Source organism: Spectribacter acetivorans, assembly GCF_031846305.1.
Classification (GTDB): Bacteria; Pseudomonadota; Gammaproteobacteria; order Nevskiales; family Salinisphaeraceae; genus Spectribacter; species Spectribacter acetivorans.
Map to the genome: position 1 here is coordinate 1 of NZ_JAVRHY010000024.1, position 23,811 is coordinate 23,811.

The following is a 23,811-nucleotide window of genomic DNA, read 5'->3' on the forward strand; positions in this document are numbered from 1 at the left end:
AGTGGTCCAGCTTCCACGGACATCAACCAGAAGGGACAATGGTCCCGAAGGAGATGTCCGATGGCAACGAGAAAACGCTATTCCAAGCAATTCAAGCTTCAGGCGGTGGAGCTTCTAGAGCAATCCGATAAGCCAGCGTCGGATGTCGCTCGCGAGCTGGGTGTGATGCGCAACCAGCTGTACAAGTGGCAGCACGAGCTGCGGGAGAAAGGTGAGGATCAGGCCTTTCGCGGCCCGGGCCGGAACGCGGCGACGGATCAACGCTCTGAAGTCGCCGACTTGAAAAAGCGTTTGGCGCAACTCGAGGAAGAGAACGCCATCCTAAAAAAAGCGGCGGCGTACTTCGCCAAGGCGCTGCCGTGAAGTACGCCTTTATCGCCTCGCAGCAGAAGCAGCATTCGGTCAGTCTGATGTGCCGTGTTCTCCAGGCCAGCCGATCGGGCTATTACGCCTGGCGGGAACGACCGGCGCCAGCACGTGAGCAGCGCGACCGCGCGCTGCTCACGCATATCCGGCGCGCACACGACGACCATCGGCAGGCCTATGGTTATCTCAAGACCTGGCAGGTGCTGAACAAGTCGGGTGTGCGCTGCGGCAAGCATCGTGTGGCACGGCTACGCCGGGATCACGGCATTCTGGCGCGTCGTCGGCGCCGGTTCATCGCCACCACGCACGCCCGTCCCGAGCTTGGCCATGCGCCCAATATCTTGCGGCGGCGGTTTCAGACAACTGCGCCAGACCAGGCCTGGGTTGGCGATGTCACATTCATCGCGACACGCGAAGGCTGGCTCTATCTGGCCGTCCTGATTGATCTCTATGCTCGACCCGTCGTCGGCTGGTCGATGTCGACCCGCAACAATACCGCTCTCGTGCGGGACGCCCTGGAGATGGCCGTTGCTCAACGCCAACCCAAGGCAGGCATGGTCCACCATAGTGACCAGGGCCAGACCTATGCTGCCGGCACCTACCGTCGACGGCTGGCCGAACTCGGCATGATCTCAAGCATGTCCCGCAAAGGCGACTGCTGGGATAACGCTGTGGCCGAGAGCTTTTTCGCCACGCTCAAGTTCGAACTGATCGACCGACGCGTATTCGCCAGCCGACAGGCGGCTCGAGCGGCGATTTTCGAGTACATCGAGGTGTTCTATAACCGCCAGCGAATCCACCAAACGCTGGGCTATCGAACGCCGCTAGAAGTGGAGCAAACCCATCAAGCCGTAGCTTGATTCACCTGTCCGTGGAGGCCGGGCCAGTTCAAGCTGACCCCTTGGGCCTTTGAGAACCTACCCGGGCCAGCGCGCATAGCTTGGCAACTATGCTCATCGGCTCGGACCCCGTCCATGGCGCTGGTGCCAGCACCCCAACCCGAGCGTTGATCATCGACGACGAAATCTAATAACGGCCGCCCCCGGTACAGCGGGTGACAGAACTGACAAAAGGGTTCGGTTACCGGCCTCCCCACGTGCCATTGCCAGCCAACCGGTGCCAGTGAGACTATCGGGCGCTTGGTTCAGGACGCCGTACTCGGCCTCCGAACACGACTTCCAGTGCGCGGGGGATGCATGTCGGAGCAGTTTTTCAGCAAGCCGGTAATCAACTCGCCTTACGAGCGCCCCAGCCAGCACTGGGGACTCGACGAGACCGGCCAGCCGACGCATCAAATTATCGACAGCCGCCGTCGTGCGGATTTCTTCACGCCCATTCCAAAGCCGCGCAAGCGGAAGAGCGGCACCGATCAATCCCAGTTCGAGTTCGATGAGGGCCGCGGGCTTTCTGATAGCTCACAGCAGTACGACCCCACCTCCATCATCAATGAGCTGCGCACGCAGATAGACCAGTGGCGCAAACTGCCCAGCACGGATCAGTGGCTGGTCACACCAGAAACGGCTCGTCTGCTAAAGCACTGGCGGCACCATGAGTTCCAGGGCATCCGTCCATTCTTCTGCCAGGTTGAGGCCATCGAGACGCTGATCTGGCTGACCGAAGTCGCGCCCAAGATGGGAAAGCGTGGTCGCCGTTTTCTCGATCACCTCGATGGTGCAAATGACGCGGCAAATCCCGGACTATTGCGAACCGCGCTCAAACTAGCCACGGGCGCCGGCAAGACCACGGTCATGGCGATGATCATTGCCTGGCAAACCGTCAACGCGGTACGCCGGCCGAACAGCAAGCATTTCACGCGGGGATTTCTGGTCGTCGCGCCGGGACTGACCATTCGCGACCGGCTCAGCGTGCTTCTGCCCAACGATCCCTATAGCTATTACGAGAGCCGCGAGTTGGTACCCAGCGACATGCTCGTCGATCTGCACAAGGCAAAGATCGTCATCACCAACTACCACGCCTTCAAACGGCGCGAACGAATTGAGTTGTCCAAGGGCGGCCGTGCCCTGCTGAAGGGTCGCACTGGGATCGACCCCGAATCGAAGGAGACGGAGGGGCAGATGCTCCAGCGCGTCATGCCCGAGTTGATGGGCATGAAGAACATCATGGCCCTCAACGACGAGGCCCATCACTGCTACCGCGAGAAGCCGGGCGAAGAAGATGAGGAAGGCAAGCTGGTCGGCGACGATCGCAAGGAAGCGGAAAAGAACCGCGAAGCCGCCCGCCTGTGGATCTCGGGGCTGGAAGCGGCCAATCGCAAGCTCGGACTGGGCCGCGTGGTTGATCTATCCGCCACCCCGTTCTTCCTACGCGGCTCGGGCTACGCCGAGGGCACATTGTTCCCGTGGACCATGAGCGATTTCTCGCTGATGGACGCCATCGAGTCCGGCATCGTCAAGCTGCCACGCGTGCCGGTGGCGGACAACTACATCAACCGCGACGAAATGCCCATGTTCCGGAACCTGTGGGAGCACATCCGGACGGACATGCCCAAGAAGGGGCGCGGCCAGGCCCAGGGACTGGACCCGCTCAAGTTGCCAACCAAGTTGCAGACCGCGCTGGATGCGTTGTACGGGCATTACAAGGAAACCTTCGAGCTGTGGCAGCAACGCGGCATGAGCGTGCCGCCGTGCTTCATCATCGTCTGCAACAACACGGCGACGTCCAAGCTGGTCTACGACTACATCAGCGGGTTTCATCGCGAGAACGAAGACGGCACGACAACACTAGAGCAAGGCCGGCTGCCCCTGTTCCGCAACTTCGACGAAAACGGGGAGCCACTGGCTAGGCCCAACACGCTGCTTATCGACAGCGAGCAGCTGGAATCCGGCGAAGCCCTGGACACCAACTTCCGCAAGATGGCCTCGGACGAGATCGAACGCTTCCGCCGGGAGATCGTCGAACGCACCGGCGACCGTGCCGCAGCCGACAATCTCACCGACGCCGATCTGTTGCGTGAAGCGATGAACACGGTCGGCAAGCAAGATCGCCTGGGCGGCGCCATCCGCTGCGTGGTTTCGGTGTCCATGCTCACCGAAGGCTGGGACGCCAACACCGTCACGCATGTGCTCGGCGTACGTGCCTTCGGCACCCAGCTGCTATGCGAGCAGGTCATCGGCCGCTCGCTACGGCGGCAATCGTATGACTTAAACGAAGAAGGCTTGTTTAATGTCGAGTACGCCGACGTGCTCGGCATCCCCTTCGACTTCACGGCCGAGCCTGTAGTCGCACCGCCGCAGCCGCCGCGGGAGACCGTCCAGGTCAAGGCTGTGCGCCCAGACCGCGACGCGCTGGAAATACGCTTCCCGCGAGTCGATGGCTACCGCGTCGAGTTACCCGAGGAGCGGCTTACCGCGGAGTTCAACGATGAATCCGTACTAACGCTAACGCCGATACTTGTGGGTCCATCCGAAACGCACAATGCCGGCATCATTGGCGAAGGTGTCGACCTCACCCTTATCCATACTGATGACCTGCGCTTGTCCAGCCTCCTGTTCCACCTCACGCATCGGCTGATCTACACGCACTGGCGGGATACGGACGAGGAACCCAAGCTCCACCTCTTCGGCCAGCTCAAGCGCATCACGCGTAAATGGCTGGACAACTATCTCGTCTGCAAGGGAAATACCTACCCCGCCCAGCTCATGTACCAGGAACTGGCGGACATGGCCTGCAACAAGATCACAGCCGCCATCACCCGTGCAGAGACGAAGAAAGAACGCCCGGTCAAAGCCATCCTGGACGCCTACAACCCGGCCGGCTCGACCATGCACGTCAACTTCAATACGTCACGCGAGAGTCGCTGGGAAACCGACGCCCGCCGCTGCCATATCAACTGGGTGATCCTGGACAGCGAGTGGGAAGGCGAATTCTGCCGCGTGGCCGAGGCGCACTCGCGAGTGCTGGCCTACGTCAAGAACCACAACCTCGGGCTGGAAGTGCCATATCGCTACGGCTCGGAGGTCCGACGCTACATCCCGGACTTCATCGTGCAGGTGGACGACGGCCAGGGTGAGGACGATCCGCTGAACCTCGTGGTGGAGATCAAGGGCTATCGCGGCGAGGACGCGGTCGAGAAGAAGTCCACCATGGACACCTACTGGGTGCCGGGCGTGAACAACCTGGGCAACTACGGCCGCTGGGCCTTTGCCGAGTTCGGCGATGTCTACGAGATGCAAAAGAAGTTCGCCGACAAGATCGAACAAGAATTCAACGCCATGATTGAGGCGCGCATGCAAGAGAGCCTGGCATGAGGCGGCAGAACACGTCGCACGGAGCCATTGCTGATGGCGCGTTCATCCAGGTTGACGGATTACACAATCCGTGCAAATCTCTGTCTGTATCCGCCCCTTGGCAGTACGCCCGCTCACTTATCCCGAGCGTGTGCCGAACCCCTGGGGCTTTTCTGTTTCTGGGATTCTATTCGTGACCACGAGGATGCGACGCATCGCCATCCTCATCGATGGCGGCTACTTCCTCAAGCGGCTCCCCAAACTCGTGGAGCCCCGTTTCTGCACCACACCCCAGCAGATCGCGGAATCCGCCCGCTTCCTGTGCAAGCGCCACGTGCAGAAGCTGACCGGCCTCGATGACGGCAGCGAGGCCGATGGCCGCTGGCTGGACCAAGTCTATCGACTGTTCTACTACGACGCCTCACCGTATTCCGGGAAATCCCACCACCCCATCGGAAATCAGCCCATCGATTTCGGCAAGACTGAGACTGCCAAGGCGCGTAGCGAGCTATTTGCCGAACTCCGCAGCAAGAGAAAGTTCGCACTCCGATTGGGCCACGTGACGCAGGATGGCGGGTGGCAGATCGATCCACGGCTGAGCAAAGACCTGTTGAAAATTCGCAAATGGGCGGACCACATTGAACAAGCACTGCTCGAAGACGGGGAAGCGCCACAGCTGAAAGGACAAGAACAGCGCGAACTAGCCAACCTTCTGGAGCGCTGGAAGGGATTGACCGAGCAGAGCGTGCGATTCGGGCTGCGGCAAAAAGGTGTGGACATGCGCATCGGCCTGGATATTGCCAGCATGGCGCTGAAGCAGCAGGCCGATACCCTCATTCTCGTCACCGGTGACAGCGATTTCGTGCCCGCCGCCAAACTGGCACGCCGCGAAGGCATGGAGTTCATCGTGGACCCGCTCTGGCAAAAGGTCAGCGACGACTTGCTGGAGCACGTCGACGGCATTGTTTCGGTGTACCAGCGCCCAGCCCCGGGCCAAGACGCGAAAGACGGCAACTGAACGAGCACTCATGGCACGCAAACAGCAGACCGCAAAGAAATCCGTCGAAGCGCTTCAGCACGACGAAGCCAAGCGCAAGAACATCCCCACCGCCGAGCACCAGTCGGTGGTGGACGATGAACTCAAGACACCGATCCAGGTGGCCTACGAGCGCCGGAACCGGGCCCTGGACCCGCAGCTCATCTGGCGTGGCAAGGACCAGCAGGACTGGTCGGACCTCGTGGTCAACGCGCCGCCGCTCTATATTCAGGAAAAGGTTCACCCCAAGGCGCTGATCGACGACCTCCAGCGCGAGTCCCGCGAGCGCGAGCACGAGGAAGGCCAGATCACGCCGGACCTGTTCAGAGATTTCAACGGCCTGCCCAAGGGCGCCGACCGCACGGATTTCTACCAGTATGACGCCAACTGGCAGAACCGCATGATTCTGGGCGACTCGCTACAAGTCATGGCCAGCCTCGCCGAGCGCGAGGGCCTGCGCGGCCAGGTGCAGTGCATTTATCTCGACCCGCCCTACGGCATCAAATTCAACTCCAACTTCCAGTGGTCCACTACCAGCCGCGACGTCAAGGACGGCAAGGCCGAGCACATCACCCGCGAGCCCGAGCAGGTCAAGGCCTTCCGCGACACCTGGCGGGATGGGATTCATTCCTATCTGACTTATCTGCGCGATCGGCTGACCGTGGCGCGGGATTTATTGCACGAGTCCGGGTCGATTTTTGTGCAAATCGGGGATGAGAATGTGCATCGCGTGCGGTTACTGATGGATGAAGTGTTTGGGGAAGAGAACTTCGTGAGTCTAATCTCGTTCAAGACGTCGATTGGGCTTGGTTCGGAGGCGATCGACAATACGACTAATTATCTAGTCTGGTATGGCAAGTCTGAGTCGATTAAATGCCGGTCTCTCTACCACGAACTTACGCCCGGTGGAGAAGGCGCAACACGGTATAAGACAGCGCTCTTGCCCGATATGACTGAGCAGAAATTAGCGTCAGATGATCTTTTCGTCGGGAATATTCCGGAGGACGCTAGGCTATACCGCGATCAAGGCTTCACTTCGCGCTCAGCGTCCAAGACCACGCTATTCCCGGTCACATTCAGAGGACGAACATACCTCCCAAGTTCTGGCGGCTGGAGAACCTCAGAAACCGGAATGGCACGAGCGCAGAAGGCGGACAGGATATTGAGAACTGGGAACAACATTTCTTTCCGGAAGTTCTTCGACGATTTTGGGGCTCTGGGCATCGACAACTTTTGGAAGGATGTGTCTGGCGGCATTACAAGCCGCTCCGATCCAAAAATTTACGTGGTTCAAACATCGAATCGCATTGTTGAGCGTTGCATGCTAATGGCCACTGATCCCGGCGACCTCGTGCTCGACCCAACGTGCGGGTCTGGAACTACCGCCACCGTCGCCGAACAGTGGGGCCGTCGCTGGGTCACCATCGACACCTCGCGGGTCGCGCTCGCCCTCGCCCGCGCCCGCATCATGGGTGCCCGCTACCCGTTCTACCTGCTGGCCGACTCGCACGAGGGCCAGCAGAAGGAAGCCGAGGTCACCCGCAGCGCGCCGTCCACCGCGCCCACCCGTGGCGACATTCGCCAGGGCTTCGTCTACGAGCGGGTGCCGCACATCACGCTCAAGTCCATCGCCAACAACGCCGAGATCGACGTGATCTGGGAGCGGTTTCAGGAGACGCTGGAGCCGCTGCGCGAAAAGCTGAACGCCGCCCTCGGAGCGGCCTGGGAGGAATGGGAAATCCCGCGCGAGGCGGGCGACGATTGGCCGGCCGAAGCCAAGGACGCCCACGCCCAGTGGTGGGAGCAGCGCATTGCCCGACAAAAGGAAATCGATGCCTCCATCGCCGCCAATGCCGACCAGGAATACCTCTACGACAAGCCCTACACGGACAACCGCAAGGTCCGCGTCGCCGGGCCGTTCACGGTGGAGTCGCTATCCCCGCACCGCGTGCTCGGCGTGGACGAGAACGATGAATTAATCGACCAGGTCGGCGAGGACCCGGGCGCCTATGACGGCGAGCGCGACTTCACCCAGATGATCCTGGAGAACCTCAAGACCGCCGGCGTGCAACAGGCCCACAAGGAAGACGCCATCAACTTCACGTCGATCACGCCCTGGCCCGGCGAGCTGGTCTGCGCCGAGGGGCGCTACATGGAAGGCGACGAAGAGAATGGCACCGAGAAGCGCGCTGCCATCTTCGTCGGCCCCGAGTTCGGCACAGTCTCCCGCCCGGACCTGGTGGAAGCGGCTCGCGAGGCCGGCGACGCCGACTTCGACGTGCTCATCGTCTGCGCCTTCAACTACGAGGCCCACGCCACCGAGTTCGAGAAGCTCGGCCGCATTCCCGTCCTGAAGGCGCGTATGAACGCCGATCTGCACATGGCGGATGATCTCAAGAACACCGGCAAGGGCAACCTGTTCGTCATCTTCGGCGAGCCGGACATCGACATCCTGGACACCGACGACAGCCGCCTCCAGGTCAAGGTCAACGGCGTGGACGTGTTCCACCCCAACAGCGGCGAAGTCCGCTCCGACGGCCCGGACGGCATCGCCTGCTGGTTCATCGACACCGACTACGACATGGAATCCTTCTTCGTCCGCCACGCCTACTTCCTGGGCGCAGCGGACCCCTACAAGTCACTACGCACCACACTCAAGGCCGAGATCAACGAAGAAGCCTGGGAAACCCTGCACAGCGACACCTCGCGGCCTTTCGAGCGACCCAAGTCCGGCCGCATCGCCGTGAAGGTCATCAACCACCTCGGTGATGAGGTGATGAAGGTATTCCGCGCGTAACAGGCCTACCTCTTCCCCATGATTGAAATCGCCCACGAGTGGCAGACGCTGATTGCCGGCGTGCTCGCGCTATCGGGCGCGGCGGCCACGGTGTGGACGCTGCACCGGCAAATGCAGCATCAGCGGGAGATGTTGGACAAACAAATTCAGCATCAATGGGAGCAGCATGAGGATCAGCGACGGCGCCAGGCTCGGGCTGCCCGCGCCATGTTGCCGGAAGACCTCAGCGCAATCTGCGAATACGCGAGGGATTGCGGACAACTCATACACACGGCGTACTGTGACTATCCCGACCACGACAGGGTGGCGGAATTTGGCCCAATACCGACATTATCGGACCGGGTACTGGCCAATCTGCAGCAGCTCATCGAGCACCTTGATGAATCGGATGCCGACAAGCTCGCGGATTTACTTGAATGCTTTCAAGTCCAGAAAGGGCGTTTTTTCGACGCGCTGCAGACCTGGAAAAAGGCACGGGAAGACGGTTCCGGGCCCGCCCTATCTCACAAGCATATCGAGCATCCATTGATCGAGACGATCGTGCTGTATCTGTTGTCAGAACACTGCCTCGGTTTCGCTAGGCGGGAAAGCAGTCATATTGCAGCGTTTCCCGCGGTTACCGATGATGCCGTGCGACGCGCTATGCGCCTGATGATTTATGTGCATTTCCCGCGCGATCCAGTGGACGAGACACTGCTAGAGGCCATGCGGCTTCAACTGGTACCCAGCGAACGCCATAACTGATCGACCAGCCACGTCACTGACTAGCGCATTCTTAACCAGAAGTGAATCGGTATTCTCCCGTCTGAACAATCGGTTAGACCTTTGCTGGAGTTAAGGTAAAAACTTTTATATTATCCGAGCATGGCTGAGCCAGAAGACAGGCAAGCATGGGCGTTCTACGGCCGCCGGCCGGAGCTGGCGCTTATGCAGCGTGTACTGGAGCGGCGCCGCTGGTTCTTTCTGCAGATATCCGGCCGCCGGCGCATTGGCAAGACGGCCCTCATCCAGCAGGCGCTACAGGCCACGGGAATCGAGCAGACCCTCTACATCCAGATTCCCGACTCCGATCCCTCCGGTGTGGTGGCCGCCTGCAACGGCTATCTGGAAACCTTCGGCATTGATGAGCAGGTTTCGAGCTTGGGCGGGCTGGCCAGCCTCATTGCCAACCTGGTACGACGCGGTTATGTGGTGGCTCTGGACGAGTTCCAGTATTTCCATCGTAAAAAGCTGTTCGATTTCTGCTCCCTACTCCAGGCCGAGGTGGACTTGCTCGCCGCCGAGGCGGACCGCGTGCCGGGCGGCCTGATCGTATCTGGGTCGCTACACACGGAAATGACCGCACTGCTGGAGCACCGCGACGCGCCGCTGTTCAACCGAACGACGGATGTGCTGGAGCTGGATCATCTGGACATCGCGTCGGTGCTCGAAATCTTGCGCCGGCATGCGGATGCGTCGCCGGCACGACTGCTGTTCCTGTGGAATCTGTTCGAGGGCGTGCCCAAATTCTACCGCGATGCCTACGAACAGGATGTACTGGGTGCACCGCGTCAGGAATTGTTGGAGCGGTTGTTCTTCTCAAGCTCGTCACCGCTACGCAACGAGGCGGATAACTGGTTTCTGCGCGAATTGCGCGGGCGCTACGACATGGTTCTGCAGTATCTGGCCAGCCATCCCGGTTGTACCAATGCGGACATCGAGGCGGCGATGGCCGAGGTTTCGGCACCGGGAGAAGTCCGCCAGGTTGGCGGTTATTTGCAGACGCTCTCCCAGCGTTACCGGATGATCGAGCGACGGCTGCCGATTTTCGCTGCCCGTCGGGCACGCAGCGGCCGTTACTACATCCGCGATAACTTCCTGCGCGCCTGGCTTTCCGCCCTGCAACGGCCGGTGTCCGCGGTCGCGTTCCGGCCCGTCGCAACCCTGCTGGATCAGGCCGACCGACAACTGGAAACGGTGGAAGGCTACGCACTGGAGGACCTGACGGCTCAGCTCTACGAGGAGCGCAGCCGGCTTGGCCTGGGGGATTTCCCGCTGAGCGAACACATCCACGGTTACTGGGATCGCGGCGACGTCGAGATTGACCTTGTCGCCGTGAACGAGGATGAGCAGCGCATACGGTTCGGCACCTGCAAGCGAAATGCCGACAAACTGGTGCGCTCCGTGGATGCTCTCGTCCATAGCGCTAACCGATTTCTTGATGCCTACGGCCGTTTTCGGCACTGGAAAACCGAGCTGGTAGGTGTCGCACCGGAGATACCGGACTCGGTTCGTTCAGACCTGCTGGAACGCGGCGTACTGGCTCAATCGCTCGGAGACCTGATCCAGGACCTATGAACTACTTAACGATATGCAATTCCTGATCGCCGATACATTCAACGAAAGCCTCGCCCGACTCGCCGGCGATGAGCAGAAGGTGGCCAAGACAACGGCTTTCGACCTGCAAATGAATCCGGCAAACCCGGGAATGCAGTTCCACAAGCTCGAACGGGCCAAGGACAAGAATTTCTGGTCGGTACGCGTCAGCCGCGATATCCGCCTGATCGTTCACAAGACAGCGTCCAGCCTGCTGTTGTGCTATGTCGACCATCACGACAAGGCCTATCAGTGGGCAGAGCGACGCAAGCTGGAAACGCACCCGAAGACGGGCGCGGCGCAACTCGTGGAGGTGCGCGAAACCGTCCGCGAGATAGAGGTGCCGCAGTACGTCCAACCCGAGCAGGTGGCGCCAGCCAAGCCAGCATTATTTGCAGAGACACCGGAAGATGAATTGCTGCAATACGGCGTTCCAACCGAATGGCTGGACGACGTTCGACAGGCAGACGAAGACAGCATTCTGGAACTGGCCGACCACCTCCCCGATGAGGCCGCGGAGGCGTTGCTCGAGCTGGCAACGGGTGGCAAGCCGGAACTGGCGACTACTTCCCTGGGGGCCACTGATCCCTTCGATCACCCGGACGCGCAGCGCCGGTTCCGCATCATGCACAGCTCGGATGAGCTTGCGCAGGCGCTGGAATATCCCTGGGATAAGTGGACGGTGTTCCTGCACCCGGCGCAGCGCGATTTCGTGGCACGCACCTTCAACGGGCCGGCACGGGTGTCCGGCTCGGCCGGCACGGGAAAGACGATCGTTGCGCTGCATAGAGCCGTACATCTGGCACGCGCACACGAAGATGCCCGCGTACTTCTCACAACCTTCAATGAGTCGCTGGCCAATGCGCTGAAAACGAAGGTACAGCGCCTGGTCACGCGAGAACCCCGGCTGGCCGAACGTATCGAGGTCGCAGCTATCGAATCGGTTGCCCAGCGACTCTCCGGACCATCCGGAAAAGCGCCGAAGATTGCTAGCGACGAACAGCTGACTGAGGTCATCGAGCAGGCGGCCACGTCGACCGGCGAAACGGGCTTCTCCACGCGTTTTCTGGTAGCCGAGTGGTCCGACGTGGTGGATGCCTGGCAGCTTCACAGCTGGGACGATTATCGGGACGTCAAACGACTTGGTCGCAAGACTCGACTGCCCGAGTCTCAGCGCAGACAGCTCTGGTCGATTTTCAGTGAGGTCCGGAAGGAGCTAGAGCGCCGTGAGCTCAACAGCATGGCCGGGCTGTTCGAAGACGTGACGAGCCAGATTGAGGGGCGCCGCAATCCGCCATACGACTACGTGGTCGTAGATGAGGCGCAGGACGTCACGGTTCCTCAGTTGCGATTCCTCGCGGCGTTAGGTGCTGATCGACCGGATGCGATCTTCTTCGCCGGTGATCTCGGGCAGCGGATTTTCCAGACACCCTTCTCGTGGAAAGCGCTGGGCGTGGACGTGAGGGGCCGTTCGAGAACGCTCAAGATCAATTACCGAACCTCGCACCAGATTCGTGCCCAGGCTGATCGACTGCTAGACCCCAGTCTGTCGGATCTCGACGGGAATACCGAGAACCGGAAAGGCACCGTCTCCGTATTCAACGGTCCACCTCCCCTGGTGTCTGTGTTCGACGACTACGATTCAGAAACCGAGGGCGTAAGCCAATGGCTCTCGGACCAATGCCGAGACCAGGGTGATACGCACGAGATTGGCGTCATCGTTCGTTCCGACGACGAGCTCGAGCGTGCGATAGCCGCGGTGCAGCGCATCAACGCTGACTACCAGATCCTGGACGCAAAGCTGATCGCGACTCCCGGAACCGTTTCGATATGCACGATGCACCTCGCCAAAGGCCTCGAGTTCCGCGCGGTCGCCGTGATGGCTTGTGACGACGAAGTTATCCCGCTGCAGGCCAGGATCGAGTCCATCGGAGACGACGCGGACCTGGAGGAGGTGTACAACACGGAGCGCCACCTGCTCTACGTTGCATGCACGAGGGCCCGTGACGCCTTATTCGTCAGCGCCACCGATCCGCCATCCGAGTTCCTGGATGATCTGGAAAATTAGTCGAGAAATAACTCTTTTATTGAGAATGACTTATGCTCGTGCGATGCGCGATAGTAGCAGCGGTATCACACCCTTATCACACATTTCTTATACCAACTCATCAACGGTGAAATACGGGGTCTGCGAGGCCGCGGCGAGACGAAAATTCAGCCCTCGAGTACCAGATAGCCGTTTGGTGCGCCCTTCGTGGCTCAGTAGCGGAAGTAGCCCCAGCCACCCATGGCCGGATGCGGCCAGCTAGGCACCAACGCGATTCCGCCGAGTTACCCACTCCGAAGCAAGATCAACCGCTGACACGCAGTCCATGAAGAGTCGAACGATGTTCTGGCACCTCAACCATCCAGGTCTCCAACATGACGCAGATTGAAATCGCCGAACGCGCGAAAGCACATTGGCGCATCTACCTGCCGAATCGGTATGCCCGTCTCGTAAGCGAAGGCAAGTTAGACCGGGAGGCAATGGCCGCCGCGAATCTGACGCTGATGGAGATGGAGACCCTCAAGCTTGGTGGCGCCAACGAATGGGAAGCGTGGGAAGCGGCGAGAGACATTTTCGTTCTGGTTGACCCTGCGCGCGACGAAACCCCCGACTACGACGAGTAGAAACGCGTCAACCGCTGCAGGTGCGCCTCGTAGCCAACGCAGTCCCGGCTGGCCACGCGCTGCTCCAGTAATCCCGAGTGCCGCGCAACGACCCTCCACGCGCGGATGCCGAAACACGTCACGAGTGCTGACACAGTGCTGACACAAGAAACCCGGCGCTTGGCCGGGTTTCATAAGTACTTGATTTAATGGTCGGGGTAGCAGGATTTGAACCTACGACCTTCTGCACCCCATGCAGACGCGCTACCAGGCTGCGCTATACCCCGACGGGAGTCGCATGATACCGGAAGGCATCGGCGGTAAAAAGATGCGATTAAGGGATATGGCAGATATTGTGTTGGCACCATCGCGAATCGCCGCGTAAGGCGTAATGAATTGCGCCCTATAGCTTGGTGTCGTTAGTAACTGTAAGGCCGAATTCATTCGGCCGGTCGGAGTCGACTCCCCTTTTATCACCTGTCATCGCGAGAAAGCCCCGCGACAGCGGGGCCGCCGCGGCGATCTCCGGCCGGATTGCGCCTCAACGGGGTGCCCCACCCGAACGAGATAGCCGCGGCGCTTTCGCGCCTCGCTATGACCGACAAGCGCGAGGAATCGCCAATGCGATCCGGCCCGTTCGGGCCGCTCAGTCCTTTTCCAGTCCCGCGATGATTGATTCCAGCTCGGCCCGTATCTTGGCGAGCGAATCGCTGGCGCTGCCGGGCGGGGCCACGGCGACGGCCTTGTTCTTTTCCCGCAACTGGGCGCGGGCGCCGTTGATGGTGAAGCCCTGCTCGTAGAGCAGTTCGCGGATGTCGCGAACCACCATGATGTCCTGCTGCTTGTAGTACCGGCGGTTGCCGCGGCGCTTGGAAGGCCGTAGCTGGGGGAATTCCTGTTCCCAGTAACGCAGGACATGGGGTTTGACCAGACAGAGTTCGCTGACTTCACCGATGGTGAAGTAGCGCTTCTCCGGTATCGGCGGAAGCTCTCTAGCTGTCAGTGCTGACACTGGTTTCCACTCGCGCCCGCAGCTTCTGGCCCGGCCGGAAGGTCACGACGCGCCGAGCAGAGATGGGAATCTCCTCGCCAGTCTTCGGGTTGCGTCCCGGACGCTGGTTCTTGTCACGCAGTTCGAAGTTGCCGAATCCGGAGAGCTTGACGTACTCCCCGCCTTCCAGCGTGGTGCGGATTTCCTCGAAGAACGAGTCGACGAAATCCTTGGCTTCACGCTTGTTGAACCCGAGTTCCTCGAACAATGCTTCGGCGAGTTCTGCTTTTGTAAGTGCCACGTTACGAATGCCCCCTGACCTGCGCACCGCAGTCGTGATTGAGCGCTTCGGTTATACGGTTCACCGCTTCGTCCACGCCCTCGTGACTCAATGTGCTCGTTTTATCCTGAAAAATCAAGCCCAAAGCGACGCTCTTGAAACCCGTCTCAAGGTCGCCGCCGCGGAAAACGTCGAACACGCGGATAGCGGTCAGCCAGGGCTGGTCCAGTTGCCGGATGGTCGCCAGCAGACCGCCAACCGCCTGGTCATCGGCTACCGTCAGGGCGAGGTCGCGGCGGACTTCCGGGTACTCGCCAACCGCTTCGAACCGCGGCACGGCGGTGTGGGCGACCGCTTCATAATCCAGCTCAAATACATAGGGCAGGTTCTTGATATCAAGTTCTTTTTCAAGACCGGGGTGCAGCTGACCGACGCGGCCGATCGGTTTACCGTCCAGCCTGATCGTGGCGCTCCGGCCGGGGTGCAGACCGGCGGGCCGATCGCCTACCCACTCAAGCTGATCGGCTTGTCCACCGAACAGCGCTTCAATGTCGCCCTTGATATCAAAGAATTCGACCGCCCGGGCGCTGCCATCCCAGTGCTCCGGCTCGGCCGGGCCATCAATCAGGCCGGCCAGGGTGGGAATCTGGCGGATATTGTCGCCGTCGCCACGCTCGAAGCGCAGTCCGATCTCGAGCAGCCGCACGCGATGCTGTTGCCGGCGCCGGTTGTGCAGCCAGCAGGGCAACAGACTGCTCCAGAGCGTGGTGCGCATCTGGGCATGCTGGGCGGCGATGGGATTGTCGAGATCGATCGCGCCCTGCCCGGCACCCAGCGCGTCCTGCAGCTGCCTGTCGACAAAGCTGTAGCTGATGGCCTCGTCGTAACCCCGCTGACACAGCACGTCGCGGATGCGACTGACCGATCGCCGGGATTCGGGCTGTGTGGTGATCGGCGCATGCACCGGGCGCGGTTCGGCCGGCAGGTGGTCATAGCCGTGGATGCGGGCCACTTCCTCGATCAGATCGGCCTCGAGCGCGATGTCGTAGCGGTGGCTGGGCGGCGTGACCTGCCAGACTCCCGGCTCGCCGCCGGCCTCGATCCGCATACCCAGGCGTTCCAGGATGTCCGTGATTTCGGCATCGGGCACGGAGGTGCCCAGCAACCGGGCCAGACGATCGGCACGCAGCATCACGGCGGCGAGATTGGAGCGGGCGTCGCCGGCCAGCGAAACCGGACCGGCCTGGCCACCGGCAATCTGCTGGATCAGCGCAGTGGCGCGCTGCAAGGCCTGCGGCGCGAGCATCGGGTCAACGCCGCGCTCGAACCGGTGTAGTGAGTCGGTATGAAGCTTGTAGCGCCGGCCGGTACCGGCCACGGCGCTCGGGGTGAAACAGGCGCTTTCCAGGAACACATCGACCGTGCCCTCGCCCACCGCGGTGCGGGCGCCGCCCATGACGCCGGCCATGGCGACCGGCCCGTCGGCGTCGGCAATCACCAGCGTGCGGTCGTCCAGGGTGACTTCCTGATCATCCAGCAGAGTCAGCGTTTCACCGTTTGTCGCCCGGCGAACCCGAACCTCGCCCTGCAGCGTCTGCTGATCGAAGGCATGCATCGGCTGGCCGAGTTCCAGCAGTACGTAGTTGGTGACATCCACCACCGGGAAAATCGGGCGGATACCGGCGCGCCGCAGGCGTTCGCGCATCCAGTCGGGGGTGCGGGCGGCCACATCGATGCCCTTGATGACCCGCCCGGCGTAGATACGGCAGTCCGCTTCCGCCTCGATGATTACCGGGCGGGTGTCTTCCACGACCGCCTCGACCTCGGCAATATCGGGTTCGATCACCGGCAGACGGTTCCAGACGCCGACCTCGCGGGCGATGCCGCGCAGGCTCAGGCAATCGCCGCGGTTGGGGGTCAGGTCGATATCGATGACGGTGTCGTTCAGCGCCAGATGATCGGCCAGCGGTGTTCCGATGACGGCATCGGCATCCAGCGCCATCAGGCCCGCGGCATCGTCGCTCAATCCTAGTTCGGCCGCCGAACAGAGCATGCCCGCCGAGGCCACGCCTCGGATTTCCGCAGCTTCGACCGCCAGACCGTTGGGCAGCGTTGCCCCCGGCAGTGCCACTGGCACAACCAGCCCGGTCGCCGCGTTGGGCGCGCCGCAGACGATGCTCGCGGGTTCCGCCGTGCCGGTGTCGACCTGACAAACGCTGAGCTTGTCGGCATCCGGATGCGGGCTGACGGCCTGAATCCGGCCGACCACCACGTCGTTAAGCGCCGGCCCGGCCGGGGCGGTTTCATCGACTTCCAGGCCGGCCATGGTGAGCTGCTGGCAGAGTTCTTCCGTAGTCACCGCCGGGTCGATCCAGGACCGCAGCCATTGCTCGTTGAATTTCACGTAGCCCCCAGCTATGCGAACTGGCGCAGGAAGCGCAGGTCGTTGTCGTAGAACAGCCGCAGGTCGTCCACGCCGTAACGCAGCATGGCCAGGCGCTCGACCCCCATGCCGAAGGCATAGCCGGTATAACGTTCGGCGTCGATGCCCACCGAGGCCAGCACGTTGGGATGGACCATGCCGCAGCCCAGAACCTCCATCCAGCCGGTGCCGAGATTCAAGCCGGCGCGGTCGATGTCGACCTCGGCCGAGGGCTCGGTGAACGGGAAATAGGAGGGCCGGAAACGCAGGGCCAGTTCGGTCTCGAAGAAGGCTTCGAGAAACGCCTGCAGGTCGGCGCGCAGTTCGGCGAAGCAGACGTTCTCGGCCACGTACAGCCCTTCCACCTGGTGGAACATGGGGCTGTGGGTGCGATCGGAATCGCAGCGGTAGACGCGGCCCGGGGCGATGATGCGAATGGGCGGCGGCTGATGCTCCATCACGCGGATCTGCACCGGCGAGGTATGCGTGCGCAGCAGGCGTGCGCCGCCGTCGAGATAGAAGGTGTCCTGCATGGCCCGGGCGGGATGCTCGGGCGGCACGTTGAGGGCCTCGAAGTTGTGGTAGTCGTCCTCGATCTCCGGGCCTTCGGCGATGGCAAAGCCGGCACGGCCGAGAATGGCTTCGATGCGGGACATGGTGCGGGTAATCGGATGCAGCGCCCCGGGACGTTCGCCACGGCCCGGCAAGGTGACGTCCACCGCCTCGGCGGCAAGCTGGCGGTCGCGCTCGGCCGCTTCCAGGTCCGCCTTGCGGCTGTCGATGGCCTCGGCCACCGCCTGCTTGACCTCGTTGATGCGCTGCCCGGCTTCGCGGCGCTGATCGGCTGGCAGCTCTCCGAGCGTCTTGAGCTGCTGGGTGACGCTGCCCTTCTTGCCCAGATAGGCCACCCGAACGCTGTCCAGCGCCGCCAGATCGGCGGCATCCGCTACCTCGGATCGTGCCTGTTGCAGCAGGCCTTCCAGATCAGCCATCGGGTATTTCCCATCCACAAAGCAAACAAAGGGAACCTCTGATCAATTCCTGCACGGCCTGCGCCGGCGTCCTTTGCGCGTGGCTGGCAAGGAATAAGGAGCGCGGTTTGCTCCCTGCAAATAAGCGACGAATGACGCCGTCCAGACGCGCGCAAAGGCCCGGCCCCGAAGGGGTTTGGCCCAAGCCACGCCACACCGGCGTTGCCCGGCTTGGCCGTGGGGCCCGCCACGGCCGGCGCCGGGCGCCTTGTTGTGACGCGGCTTGGGACACAAACGCAGGCCGCGGAGGAATTGATCAGAGGTTCAAAAGACCGAAGGCCTTTCCCCTGCACGATAACCGGCGGCCGCGCGATCAGCACGCAGCCGGGACGCGTCAGGCCAGCGCGGCCCGGGCCTTTTCCACCACCGCGGTAAACGCGGCCTTGTCCTGGACGGCCATTTCGGCCAGCACCTTGCGGTCCAGCTCGATACCGGCCTGGTCGAGCCCGTGGATCAGACGGCTGTAGGACAGCCCCGCTTCCTTGGCGGCCGCATTGATGCGGGTAATCCACAGCGCCCGGAACTGCCGCTTGCGCTGGCGGCGGTCACGATACGCGTACTGGCCGGACTTGAAGACCGCCTGCCGGGCAACGCGATAGCTGCGGCTGCGGGCACCGTAGTAACCCTTGGCCTGCTTGAGAACCTTCTTGTGGCGCGCCTTGGCGGTGACGCCGCGACTGACTCTTGCCATGATCGACTTCCTGTAAAAACGCGAGCGTTACTGGTAGGGCATCAGCCGGTCGAGCGACCGCTGATCGGAATCGGCTACCACTGCATCCGTCGCCAGACGGCGCTTACGCTTGGCCGCCTTCTTGGTGAGAATGTGGTTGGCGTTGGCATGATGCCGACGCCACTTGCCGCTGCCGGCGCGCTTGAAACGCTTGGCGGCACCGCGGTTGGTCTTGAGTTTGGGCATTATCTATTCGCCTTATTCGCTGGTGGCTTTGGCCTTGGCGCCCTTCGCTGTCTTGAGCGGCGCCATCACCATGGTCATCAAACGGCCCTGCATTTCCGGTTTCTGCTCGACGGAGGCCATGTCCTCGAGGTCATCCCGAACCCTGTCCAGCAGTTCGAGCCCGAGTTCCTGATGGGCCATCTCCCGCCCGCGAAACCGCAGGGTCACCTTGATCTTGTCCCCTTCCTCAAGGAACTCGCGCAGCTTGCGCAGCTTGATGTTGTAATCGCCCACGTCGGTACCGGGGCGGAACTTCATCTCCTTGAGCTGGGTCTGCTTGGTCTTCTTGCGCGCGGTCTGCTGCGATTTGCTCTTGTGGAAGACGTGCTTGCCGTAATCCATGATCCGCGCGACCGGTGGCAGCGCGTTCGGGGAGACTTCGACCAGATCCAGCTCGTACTCGGCCGCCTTGGCCAGGGCATCTTCGCGGCTGAGTACGCCGACCTGTTCCCCGTCCGGCGCGATCACCCGTACTTCGGGCGCGGTTATGTCCTCGTTGCGCCGATCCTTTTGTCCTGAAGCGATATTCGCATCCTCCAATAACGAAAAAGCCGGCCGCTCGGTGTGCCGGGCTGCCGGTTCCTGTCGCTACCCGCGCTCGGCGACTTCCCGAACGAGCCGATCGGTGAGTTCATTCAACTCGATGGCGCCGAGATCCTCGCCTTCCCTAGTGCGTACCGCAACGGTACGGGTTTCAACTTCCCGGTCACCAAGGACCAGGAGGTAGGGAATGCGCTGAAGCGTTTGCTCGCGGATTTTATAACCGATCTTCTCGTTTCTCAAGTCATTTTCAACACGCAGTCCCGCCGCGGTCAGGGTCTCGGCCACTTCGGCGGCGTAATCGAACTGCCGATCAGTGATATTGAGCACCACTGCCTGCACCGGCGCCAGCCACAGCGGCAACGAACCGGCGTGGTGTTCGATGAGAATGCCGATGAAGCGCTCCAGCGACCCGAGGATGGCGCGATGGATCATCACCGGGGTGCGCCGCTCGCTGTGTTCGTCCACATACTCGGCGCCCAGGCGCTCGGGCATGGCGAAATCCAGCTGCACGGTGCCGAGCTGCCAGACCCGGTTGAGGCAGTCGCGCAGGGCGAATTCGATCTTGGGGCCGTAGAAAGCGCCCTCGCCCGGTTGCAACTGCCAGTCCAGCTTCTTGGCATTCAGGCTGGCTTCCAGCGCGGCTTCGGCCTTGTCCCAGACCTCGTCCGACCCCACCCGCTGTTCCGGCCGGGTCGAGAGCTTGACCGAGACGTCCTCGAAGCCGAAGTCAGCGTAGACCTCGTAGACCAGATCGATGAAGGCGGAAACCTCGTCGGCGATCTGTTCCTCGGTGCAGAAGATATGGGCGTCGTCCTGCACGAAGCCGCGCACCCGCATCAGCCCATGCAGCGTGCCGGAGGCCTCGTTGCGGTGGCAGGAGCCGAACTCCGCCAGCCGGATGGGCAGGTCGCGATAGCTGGTCAGGCCGCGGTTGAATATCTGCACGTGGGCCGGGCAGTTCATCGGCTTGACCGCATACTGGCGGTCTTCCGAGCCGGTCAGAAACATGTCGTCCGAGAACTTGTCGGCATGGCCGGACTTCTGCCACAGCGACAGGTCGATGATGCTCGGCGTGTGCACCTCGCGGTAGCCGCGGGCATCCAGCTTGCGACGAATGTAATCAGTAATGGTCAGGTAGATCTTCCAGCCGCGGTCGTGCCAGAAGACCATGCCCGGCGCCTCTTCCTGCAGGTGAAAGTAGTCCAGCCGGCGGCCGATGGCCCGATGATCGCGCTTCTTGGCCTCCTCGATGCGCTCGAGATAGGCCTTCAAATCCTTCTTGTTGGCCCAGGCGGTGCCGTAGATGCGCGTGAGCATCTCGTTGTTCGAGTCGCCGCGCCAGTAGGCGCCGGCCAGGCTGGTCAGCTTGAAGGCGCGCAGATGCCGGGAATTGGGCACGTGCGGGCCCTTGCACATGTCCGTGTAATCTTCGTGATGGTACAGCGCGATGGTCTCGCCGTCCGGAATCTCGCGGACGATGGCCTGCTTGTAGGGCTCGTTGCGCTGCTCGAACGCGGCCAGCGCCTGCTCGCGGCTGACCACTTCGCGGATCACCTCGTGATCGCGTTCCGCCAGCTCCAGCATCCGGGACTCGATGGCCGCCAGATCCTCCGGCGTGAGCGTCCTGTCCAGCGCCACGTCGTAATAGAAGCCGTCCTCGATGACGGGCCCGATGGCCATCCGGACGTTGGGATACAGCGTCTTGAGCGCCTGCCCCAGGAGATGCGCGCAGGAGTGGCGGATGATATCGACACCGTCATCGTCGCGGGGGGTGACGATTTCCAGAGACGCGTCGTGATCGATGGCCACGCAGGCATCGACCAGTTCGCCGTCCACACGGCCCGCCAGCGTCGCCTTTGCCAGTCCGGGGCCGATGGATTCCGCCACCTGCATCACGGTAACGGGGTGATCGAAGGATTTGGTGGAACCGTCGGGCAGGGTAATCGTGGGCATGGAGCCTCCAGTCAGTGGCGACCGATACGAAGGGCCGCGTGTTTAAAAATATGTCGAGCCGCGTTGTGTGCGGCGGCGCGCATGATAGAGGAGAAGCCCGGCCGGAGCCAGCCGTTATCGGGCCGGCGGGTTGAAACCCGCCTTACATAGGTTCGAACTGGCAGGCGCGATTGGGTTCGACCGCTTTGTCCGGAACAAAGCGGAGCGAGTCCGGAGGACGCGGCTCAGGGACGAGCCGCGCAACCAACGACCACGGTCGTTGGTGAGATGTAGGGTCGAGTTCATTCGACCTGGCGGATTGAAACCCGTATATGGACCCGCCCGAATGGTGCAAGTGTCGGCGGTGCGGGTCAGGGGGACAGGTGGCATCCGTATATCCGGCCTTGGGTTGGGGTAAGGTTGCGGCCCCGGGCCCTGATGGAATTCGCGCACGCCGTCTCGCTCATCGCCCTATCGACCTGTGTCGGCCCGAGACTTCATCAGCGTTGTGTCGGCGTCGGTTTGACCTGTTGACCATCACAGCGACGGTGCACTCTGGGGTGGGTGATTATGAGTTGGTCGGTGGCCTGATGTGGCTCAGGCAGGCTGATAGTCGCAGTCGTGGGCCATCAGGGCCCAGGCGATGCGGGCATTCTTGTTGGCCAGGGCCACCGCTGCCCGATTGGCGCCCTGCTGGGCCAGGCGCTGGCGTAACCAGGCCCCGCGTCGCCCCGACAGGTGCTGGGCCCGGGTGAGTACCGCTCGGGCCCCATGGATGAGCAGGGTGCGCAGGTAGCGGTCACCGCGCTTGCTGATGCCGCCCAGCCGGCGTTTGTCACCGCTGGAGTATTGCCGGGGCACCAGGCCCAGCGAGGCGCTGAACTGGCGGCCCCGGGCAAAGTACCGGGCGTCGCCCACGTGGGCGTAGAGGGCGGTGGCGGTGAGCGGGCCAATGCCTTCGATGGCCTGCAGCCGCCGGCATACCGGCAGCTGTCGGCCCAGCGCCTCGATCTGACGATCATAGGCCCGGACCTGGTCGTCGGTGGCCCGGTAGCGCGCCAGCAGATCGGCCAGCAGTTGCCGCAGCAGCGGGCTAAGCCTGGCATCGTCGAGCGCGGCGGCCGCGCCGCGGCGAAAGCCGGCCACCCCCGCCGGCAGGACAAGGCCATACTCGTGCAGCAGGCCTCGCGCCTGATTGATCAGCTGGGTGCGCTGTTGCTTGTGCAGCTCGCGTACCCGATGCAGGCTCTGGATGTCCTGCTGGTCCCGACTTTTGATCGCCACCGTGGGCAGGTGCCCCTGGGTGGCGGCCACCGCAATCGCCTGGGCATCCTGGCGGTCGTTTTTCTGGCCCTGAACAAAGGGCTTGACGTGCTGAGGTGCCAGCAACCGCACGTCATGCCCCAGTTCCCGAAACCGGCGCGCCCAGTCATGCGCGCCCGCGCAGGCCTCCAGGCCCACCACCTCGACGTTCAACTGCGCCAAGGTGGCCAGCAACTGGCCTCGCCGCACGCGCCGGCGATACACCACCGCATGGCCCGCATCCAGACCACACAGCTCGAATACGTTCTTTGCCAGGTCAATGCCAAGACTCGTAATCTGGTTACGCATGGATCCGTCCTCCATTGCTGTACTGGAATCCCCAGTCTGGCGCATCACGACGCCGAAAAAGGGGGCGGGTCCATGCCATCGCCCTACATCGCGTTCGAACTGGTAGGCGCGATTGGATTCGACCGTTCTGTCGGGAACAGAACGACGCGAGCGAAGCGAGTCCGGAGGACGCGGCTCAAGGATGAGCCGCGCAACCAACGACCACGGTCGTTGGTGAGAAGTCGGATGCAACTAGCGAGGTTGGCGTGTTGCCAAGCCACCGGGAGGCGAATCTGGTAGGCGCGATTGGATTCGAACCAACGACCTCTACCATGTCAAGGTAGCGCTCTAACCAACTGAGCTACGCGCCTATCGGTGGCGGACAATACCGCAAGCGCTTGCCCCGCTCAAGCGGAAAGATGCTGCCTACCGGTCATATCGAAACGCTGGTCCGGCGAAACCACTCCGCCATGTCGGATTCGGATATCTGGTCTTCGGCAAGCGCGACGACCATCGATACAACATCCGACTCCTCTGTCTCGTGTCGGAACCCATTGTTCAACAGGAACACGGTGGCGGCAGCATGAGCCGTTCGCTTGTTGCCGTCATGAAACGCA

General features: G+C 62.1%; 17 protein-coding genes, 2 tRNA genes and 2 pseudogenes. 9 read left to right on the plus strand and 12 right to left on the minus strand.

Annotation, left to right across the window (positions count from 1 at the left end; all coding sequences use genetic code 11):
- Window positions 1–60 precede the first annotated feature (60 nt).
- The 9 genes and pseudogenes from RM531_RS15550 (at window position 61) to RM531_RS15590 (ending at window position 13,471) form a co-directional block, all read left to right on the plus strand.
- Window positions 61–363, plus strand: a complete 303-nt coding sequence (locus RM531_RS15550; RefSeq protein WP_311660607.1) for a transposase — start codon at window positions 61–63, stop codon at window positions 361–363.
- A pseudogene (locus tag RM531_RS15555) lies at window positions 333–1,226 on the plus strand (IS3 family transposase); the annotation flags it as partial. The gene RM531_RS15550 and the pseudogene RM531_RS15555, both read left to right, overlap by 31 nt.
- Before the next feature lie 336 nt (window positions 1,227–1,562).
- Window positions 1,563–4,634 carry a BPTD_3080 family restriction endonuclease gene (locus RM531_RS15560; RefSeq protein WP_311660610.1) on the plus strand — a complete coding sequence of 1,024 codons (3,072 nt, stop codon included), beginning with the start codon at window positions 1,563–1,565 and terminating at the stop codon, window positions 4,632–4,634.
- A gap of 184 nt (window positions 4,635–4,818) precedes the next feature.
- The gene (locus tag RM531_RS15565) at window positions 4,819–5,631 is read left to right on the plus strand and encodes an NYN domain-containing protein (RefSeq protein WP_311660612.1); all 813 of its coding nucleotides are present in this window, start codon (window positions 4,819–4,821) and stop codon (window positions 5,629–5,631) included.
- A gap of 10 nt (window positions 5,632–5,641) precedes the next feature.
- Complete coding sequence (locus tag RM531_RS15570; RefSeq protein ID WP_311660614.1) at window positions 5,642–8,446, plus strand: site-specific DNA-methyltransferase; 2,805 nt, start codon at window positions 5,642–5,644, stop codon at window positions 8,444–8,446.
- Between the two features lie 18 nt (window positions 8,447–8,464).
- A complete protein-coding gene (locus RM531_RS15575) occupies window positions 8,465–9,190 on the plus strand; it encodes a hypothetical protein (RefSeq protein WP_311660616.1) in 726 nt (241 codons plus the stop codon).
- A gap of 183 nt (window positions 9,191–9,373) precedes the next feature.
- Entirely contained in the window at window positions 9,374–10,783 is a 1,410-nt protein-coding gene (locus RM531_RS15580) for an ATP-binding protein (RefSeq protein ID WP_311660618.1), read from the plus strand.
- A 13-nt stretch (window positions 10,784–10,796) separates the two neighbouring features.
- The gene (locus tag RM531_RS15585; RefSeq protein WP_311660620.1) at window positions 10,797–12,869 is read left to right on the plus strand and encodes a 3'-5' exonuclease; all 2,073 of its coding nucleotides are present in this window, start codon (window positions 10,797–10,799) and stop codon (window positions 12,867–12,869) included.
- 353 nt (window positions 12,870–13,222) lie between these two features.
- Window positions 13,223–13,471, plus strand: a complete 249-nt coding sequence (locus tag RM531_RS15590) for a hypothetical protein (protein ID WP_311660621.1) — start codon at window positions 13,223–13,225, stop codon at window positions 13,469–13,471.
- 189 nt (window positions 13,472–13,660) lie between these two features.
- Here RM531_RS15590 and RM531_RS15595 read toward each other — a convergent pair.
- From RM531_RS15595 to RM531_RS15650, 12 genes and pseudogenes are all read right to left on the minus strand, one after another.
- Window positions 13,661–13,737, minus strand: a tRNA-Pro gene (locus tag RM531_RS15595).
- Between the two features lie 359 nt (window positions 13,738–14,096).
- Window positions 14,097–14,462, minus strand: coding sequence for a MerR family transcriptional regulator (locus RM531_RS15600; protein ID WP_311660623.1), 366 nt, complete (start codon window positions 14,460–14,462; stop codon window positions 14,097–14,099).
- Window positions 14,443–14,742, minus strand: coding sequence for an integration host factor subunit alpha (locus tag RM531_RS15605; protein WP_311653732.1), 300 nt, complete (start codon window positions 14,740–14,742; stop codon window positions 14,443–14,445). Before RM531_RS15605 ends, RM531_RS15600 begins: the two co-directional genes overlap by 20 nt.
- Before the next feature lies 1 nt (window position 14,743).
- Window positions 14,744–17,125, minus strand: coding sequence for a phenylalanine--tRNA ligase subunit beta (pheT, locus tag RM531_RS15610; RefSeq protein ID WP_311660625.1), 2,382 nt, complete (start codon window positions 17,123–17,125; stop codon window positions 14,744–14,746).
- Window positions 17,126–17,136: 11 nt separating this feature from the next.
- Complete coding sequence (gene pheS, locus RM531_RS15615) at window positions 17,137–18,135, minus strand: phenylalanine--tRNA ligase subunit alpha (protein WP_311660626.1); 999 nt, start codon at window positions 18,133–18,135, stop codon at window positions 17,137–17,139.
- Between the two features lie 373 nt (window positions 18,136–18,508).
- The gene (gene rplT / locus RM531_RS15620) at window positions 18,509–18,865 is read right to left on the minus strand and encodes a 50S ribosomal protein L20 (protein ID WP_311660628.1); all 357 of its coding nucleotides are present in this window, start codon (window positions 18,863–18,865) and stop codon (window positions 18,509–18,511) included.
- A gap of 27 nt (window positions 18,866–18,892) precedes the next feature.
- Window positions 18,893–19,090: a 50S ribosomal protein L35 gene (gene rpmI, locus RM531_RS15625; protein WP_311653728.1), complete on the minus strand. Its 198-nt coding sequence runs from the start codon at window positions 19,088–19,090 to the stop codon at window positions 18,893–18,895.
- Window positions 19,091–19,102: 12 nt separating this feature from the next.
- On the minus strand, window positions 19,103–19,669 hold the full coding sequence (infC, locus tag RM531_RS15630) for a translation initiation factor IF-3 (protein ID WP_349255459.1): 567 nt from the start codon (window positions 19,667–19,669) through the stop codon (window positions 19,103–19,105).
- Between the two features lie 48 nt (window positions 19,670–19,717).
- Window positions 19,718–21,625, minus strand: coding sequence for a threonine--tRNA ligase (gene thrS / locus RM531_RS15635; protein WP_311660629.1), 1,908 nt, complete (start codon window positions 21,623–21,625; stop codon window positions 19,718–19,720).
- 576 nt (window positions 21,626–22,201) lie between these two features.
- Entirely contained in the window at window positions 22,202–23,215 is a 1,014-nt protein-coding gene (locus RM531_RS15640; RefSeq protein WP_311660631.1) for an IS110 family RNA-guided transposase, read from the minus strand.
- A gap of 273 nt (window positions 23,216–23,488) precedes the next feature.
- A tRNA-Val gene (locus tag RM531_RS15645) sits at window positions 23,489–23,565 on the minus strand.
- A gap of 62 nt (window positions 23,566–23,627) precedes the next feature.
- A pseudogene (locus tag RM531_RS15650) lies at window positions 23,628–23,811 on the minus strand (type II toxin-antitoxin system death-on-curing family toxin); the annotation flags it as partial.